This window comes from Thermogutta sp. (assembly GCF_014359955.1).
GTDB lineage: Bacteria > Planctomycetota > Planctomycetia > Pirellulales > Thermoguttaceae > Thermogutta.
The window spans coordinates 1-5,548 of sequence record NZ_JACIYL010000237.1 but is presented as its reverse complement, the minus strand read 5'-3'; the positions used below and the strand labels follow the sequence as shown (position 1 = coordinate 5,548).

Sequence of the window (5,548 nt, the reverse complement as noted above, 5' to 3'; positions counted from 1 at the left end):
GTGGGGATGGTCGCGTGACGCTGCCTGCCATAATCCGGCGACATTGGCTACGCCCCGAGTGCAGCGGGTTGATGCGTGGATTGCCCTTCCGGAAATCGGCCGGTTCGGCCGGGACGAGCACGCGGTCCGGGAGAAGAAAGACTGGCGTTCTGTCGCACTGTGAGCCGACGTTCTCGTCCGACGCCTGCGGCAATAGCAGGTGAACTCCGAGAACGGCGGAGATCGACTGACCGAAAAACGGAAAAATTGTCAAAGAATAACCTGGAAAAAGAGCGTTTCTTTTCCACTCTGCCCAATTATCATGGATAATAGCCGGATGAGGAGGACTTCCCCGCGATGTGTCCGGCGGACAGGTTGTCGGTGGGGGTTTGCGTCCGGGGAGCGGGGACGGATAGGGTGAGGCAGCTTTTCGGACGGGTACACGTGACGGTGAACGCTTGAATTGCCATACGAGGCAGAGAGATGACGCAACGCGCGATGAAAGATGCCCGGTTGGGTCTGGTGATGGCAGCTCTTCTGCTGGGAATTTTTGGCGGCCAATCAAACTCTCAGGCGACGGCCCCGGATCTTATTCGGCCCCAGCAACTGGCTCCCTATGGATTGGAACTCGCCTGGTTCAATCAGGTGCAGGTGGACCCCACCATTGGAAGGATGACAGACTGGCTTCTGGATCGCGGGACGCTGTTTGTCGTGACAGACACGGCCGTTCTTCAGGCGTTTGACGCCGAGACGGGCCGTTCTTTGTGGGCGACGACTGTGGGAAGTCCCGATTTGCTCACCTTGAAGCCGACGGCTGGCGAGCATCTGGTCGCGGTCGTCAATGGAAGCACGATCTACATTCTGAACCGGCACACGGGGGTCATCCTCTGGAAGCGACAGACCGAAGGTGCGGTGGGAGCCGGCCCGGCTCTGAGCCCCACGCATGTGTTTGTGCCGCTCATTCGCGGGAAGATCGAGTCTTACCGATTTGAATGGGCCACTCCCGAGATGATCGCGGCTACCGGAACGCTACCAATAGAGACCGGTTTATCTGCGCAACCAGGCGCGAGCCAGCCGACCGTCAATAATCGAGGGATTGGCGCTCAGCAAACTTCGCAACCGGCAGAAACGGAAACGCCTCCCGAAGCTACCGTGACCGCTCAACCAATAGCCAAAGAGGAACTTCGTCTCTCTACGAAGCAAAGACCGGGATTGTTTGTGATGTCCTGGGGGCATGCCCTGGTGGAACCTCGGCTCACCTATGCTGATTCCACGCGCGAGCGGGTGGCCTGGCCGACAGACGAGGGATTACTCTTCGTCGCGGAACTGGATGTGCGTGCAGAATTGCGATTCCAGGTTCAATACTTTTTGCAGACCAACGGAGATATTGTGGCGCCCCCGTGTGTCCGTCCGGGGGATCCGACGCTTCCCAATGATCCCAATCGCATGCTGTTTGTGGCGACCACCAACGGGTTCATCCACGCACTAAGGGAGTACGACGGCAAAGTCCTGTGGCGGTTTTCAACGGGTGAACCCATTAACCAGTCACCAGCTCTTGTGGGCGATGATCTCTACTTCACGACGCAAACCGGCGGGCTGTATCGCGTCAAGGCCACCACCGGGGAGCTGGTCTGGTTCAGACGCGGAATCAGACAATTTGTGGCGGCGAGCGACCAGCGTGTTTACGGAATCGACGGGATCAATCAGTTGGTCATCATGGATATCCAAACTGGTTCTCGGCAGGGACAGTTCGATGTGACCCGTTATCCGCTGCGATACATGAATTCGCAAACCGATCGAATCTATCTGGCGAACGAGCGGGGCCTGATCCAGTGCTTGCGAGAGAGCAGGTTGACAAAGCCCATCCAGCATGTGGTGCCTGTCACCCAGGCCCCGAAACAACCACCGAAACCGGCGCAGGCTCAGCCCCAGGCTCAACCGCAGCCCACAACACCGACTCCAACTCCTCCCGTCGGTGAAAACCCATTCCAATGATGCAGCTTGACTGCTGGCCTGTGATTGTCTCCTACGGTCGGCAATGTGCGGGCGGCAGTCGGTCGCTGCGAGGTGCAATAGGTCTCGCAAAAGTGCGCGCGACTGGGGACAGCACTACGGACAGGTGCTGATGCCAAGCGGGCCCCTACCAATCAGGGAAGACGACGCGCGGAATTAGGGAACCGATTCGGACGTTGCATCACGCTTGGACACAGTCCGCTCGGCAAGGGAGAAATTTTCAATGCGGGCGGTTTTCAGTATAGGTTGCCCGAGCAGCCGATTGACGCGCGTCACGACTTTTCTCGCCAGATAATCCACCTGTTGAAGTTCGGAGGGACTGCTTGCCCGAACGGTAACGAGGACCTCGTCTCGAATAAGGTGACCGAAGGACTGGATAAAACGGCCAAAACTTTCAGGATCATCGAAGGTAGTGACCACCCGAAATTGGAAACTCGTTTCGCGGATAAGCCCGCTGGCCGGATCGTAAACACGGACGCAAAAATCTCCAAAATCGGCTTCACCATTGCCGAGCCATTTGGCGGCCGGTGCGGGGCGAGAGTGGGACGCTCCCCAGGCTTCACTCAGTCCCAGCTTTTCAAGCCACTGGCTCCAGTGGACATGGGAGCTTGCCAGCAGGCCGATGAAAAAGGTAGGAAGAATTCCCAGGAAAACGGCCAGGACTTCCAGCAAGGCCCACCTGCGATGCGGTGCACGAGGAGCCGGGGTGGCGGCATCAGCCGGCGAATTGATCTCTGTTCCCCGGTGGACGACCGTCCCCTGATTTTCCGAAGATGAGGGCCTCGGGGATTTTTCTCCCTGCGCCACCAGCACGCCTCCTGGGAAGAAACCTGAAACAGAAAAGGACGAGTTGGTTTACTCGCACGGAAAAGCTTCTCTGTCAAGAATATAGCATATTTTCCGGCGATATCTCGACGAAGCGCACTGTTAGCCCGATAACCACACCCAGGCCGTCTCGGGCTGCACCATATTCGGGGATTTTTAGGCCCGATCAGTCCCAGGGCTCTGCCCGGCGGCGTGCTGCGGGTGGCACTTCCGGGTTAGCATTCGAAGCCGGGGGGCCGTTCGTAAAGTTTCTTCCGGGTGGCCCAAAGACCTGCAGAAGGTGTGGGAATGTAATAGATCGTCTCGCCGTCAGCGGTTGTGTTCCAGCCCTCGCGGAGCCTGTCGATCGGATAGCGGCGAAGGGTTTCCTGGAGATCTGCGTACTTGAAATTGACTCCCTCGATCTCCTCACGCGTCAAATGACCGGGGGCATAGGTGATGGTGAAACGGCCTTCCGAGGAACCATGAATGAGATGGGCTGCGGCGTGGGCGAGATCCTGGAGATCTGCGTTCGTTCGATAGAGTTCCATGATCCGCTTCGTTCCCACATACCCGTACTTTCGGATTAATCGATCCACTTCTTCCTGTTCACCAAACCGTTTCAGTCCAGGGGCGATGATAATGAGTTCGCCGCCATCCGCCATGACCATTCGGGTACGATAGATCGCCTTGTTCGCCACCCAGGTGCTGACGAATTCGTCTTCCTGCATGTAGCAAACGACTTTTTGCAGTGGCTCTTCAAACACCTTGATATTTTCTTCGCGGGACTGTCGCGCGGCCATCAAGTAGGTGTCCAGGTCGTCGCCTACATAAATCCCCGTGTGAACGAGCTGGTCCTCGGGATTGCGGGCCATGACTATTTGGATATAAAAGTCCGGCAGCGAACCGAGGAAATCGTCCTCTGCTTTGTTGAAGCACGCCCGAACCGGTGTGATGAGCGTCCCCAGATTGTTTTCTATCCCACAACAGGCCGCCGCAATGTGCGAGGCACAAATAGTCCGCTTTCCCGCCAAACCAATGAAATAGTTCTTGTTATGGTTGGCAAAACCCAGCACTTCATGGGGAACCACATGCCCGATGTTGATGATCAAATCCCACTTTTCCCGCATGAGCATCGTGTTCAGATCGATGGGAATAGCCCAGTCTGCGGCCCCCCGGCTGACCTCCCTGACAAACTCGGCGGGGACCTCGCCCACGGGGACGACGGTGTCAATCCAGTGATGGGCGTGAATCCGTTCATGGGGGATGCTTCCAAACATTCGGGCATTCTGTTCGCGACTGTGCGGCTCGTGCTGGCCCAATGTGGGGATGACGTGCACGTCGGCGTCCCTGGCCAGCATTTGATAGAGCATCTCGGTCATTTTGCCCGCACCGGAGTGCATCCGCGTGATGTCGGGCGGGAGAAGGAGAACCCGTTTGGGGAAACGGCAAATTCTCGTCCGGGCCTCGTCCAGCGCTCGTTCCATCAGTTCGCGAATACGGGGCCACCCAATCTGCGATGCTCGCTCATAAAACCAGGGCATAGGCGGTCGTACTCTCCTTTGCTGAGGTGTTCATCTGATGTCAAACTCTGCCAGGGGAATTGGTTTATTATGACGCGCCCGTGGCAGGCTGGGGAGCCCGCGACGCAACCGGTCTCCACATACCCGCTGGGCGAAGTTTGCGCTTGGGACGAAAGGATTGGCCAATTTACGCGGCCAGCCAGTAAAACAGGCCCGTGACGTTTCTGGCTAAGCGCAAGAGAGGCCCAGCTGGGACCTGACAAAGTGATACGGATTGCTGCCCTCCTCAGCCAATCACGCTAGGGGCGATTCATGAATCGCCCGTCCAGCCCATCAAGCATCACCCGACGATTTCGGTACGACTCATTCATGAATTGCCCCGACCACCGAGCAAACTCCACCCCACAGCGGAGGATCTTCACTGCGACGGCATGGGGTCGCTTCGTCTGATGGGAGGCGTTGCCGCGGCTGTCGCAAGGAGAACGGCCAGAACCAACGCGCAGAGCCCGACTCCGACGCCACTCTTCCACGGTGGCTGGTACGAAACCACCAGCTCCCGGGTCCCCGCAGGAACTGCGACCACAGTTCGTCCCCACGAGTCGGACCCAATTGGCAGAAACTGGCCGTCGGCCGTGGCCACCAGTCCCTTTCGCCACAGATAATTGAGGACGAGTCGTCCACCTTCCGGTTTGTCCTCACAGTTCACCACTACGACCGCGCCACCTGGGCGACGCAACGGGGCAGGCCGGCAGCGTGAAGGCCCCCCGCGCAGTGCGCCGTTTTCCGCTGAAACCTTCCGGGTGAGCCCCGTGGATGGTGAGGGAGCCGCAGCCTGCTCCAGCTCGGGCTCTTCCCAAAAAGCAAGGGGATCGGATTCCGACACGGGAAACACAGCGACGAATTCGTCGGAATAGACCGGTACCTTGCTTCGGCACCAGGCGCGGATCCGAGGGTCGTCGAAGAGGCTTTGGGTCTCGGCCCACCGCGCATCCCAACTTGGGCTGCGAACCGGCTGAGCGGCCGTTCGATGGAGCACAACGTACTGAACGCCGTACTTTCGAAGCGTCTGCAAAGGCGCGGTGGTCAAACCGTCGAGTACGCGGCGGTATTCGTGTGTCTGGCGGACGAATTCGCTGTAGCCGTCTATGGACTCCACGCCGTACGCCATTGGAAAATCCAGGCCCAGTCCCCATACCACGCCGTACACCATTGGAAGATCCAGCCCCAGT

At 58.3% G+C, this 5,548-nt stretch carries 4 protein-coding genes; 1 reads left to right on the top strand and 3 read right to left on the bottom strand.

Annotated elements, in window-relative coordinates; translation table 11 throughout:
* Positions 1 to 462: 462 nt before the first annotated feature.
* Positions 463 to 1,974 (top strand): PQQ-binding-like beta-propeller repeat protein, encoded by a 1,512-nt coding sequence (locus H5U08_RS09015; RefSeq protein WP_297032329.1) that lies wholly within the window; start codon positions 463 to 465, stop codon positions 1,972 to 1,974.
* A gap of 174 nt (positions 1,975 to 2,148) precedes the next feature.
* On the opposite strand, the gene H5U08_RS09010 is transcribed toward H5U08_RS09015, so the two are convergent.
* From H5U08_RS09010 to H5U08_RS09000, 3 genes are all read right to left on the bottom strand, one after another.
* The gene (locus tag H5U08_RS09010; protein WP_297032327.1) at positions 2,149 to 2,799 is read right to left on the bottom strand and encodes a hypothetical protein; all 651 of its coding nucleotides are present in this window, start codon (positions 2,797 to 2,799) and stop codon (positions 2,149 to 2,151) included.
* A 233-nt stretch (positions 2,800 to 3,032) separates the two neighbouring features.
* Positions 3,033 to 4,340, bottom strand: coding sequence for a lactate racemase domain-containing protein (locus H5U08_RS09005; RefSeq protein WP_297032326.1), 1,308 nt, complete (start codon positions 4,338 to 4,340; stop codon positions 3,033 to 3,035).
* 397 nt (positions 4,341 to 4,737) lie between these two features.
* Positions 4,738 to 5,548: hypothetical protein (locus tag H5U08_RS09000; RefSeq protein WP_297032323.1), on the bottom strand; the 811-nt coding region annotated here is incomplete at its 5' end.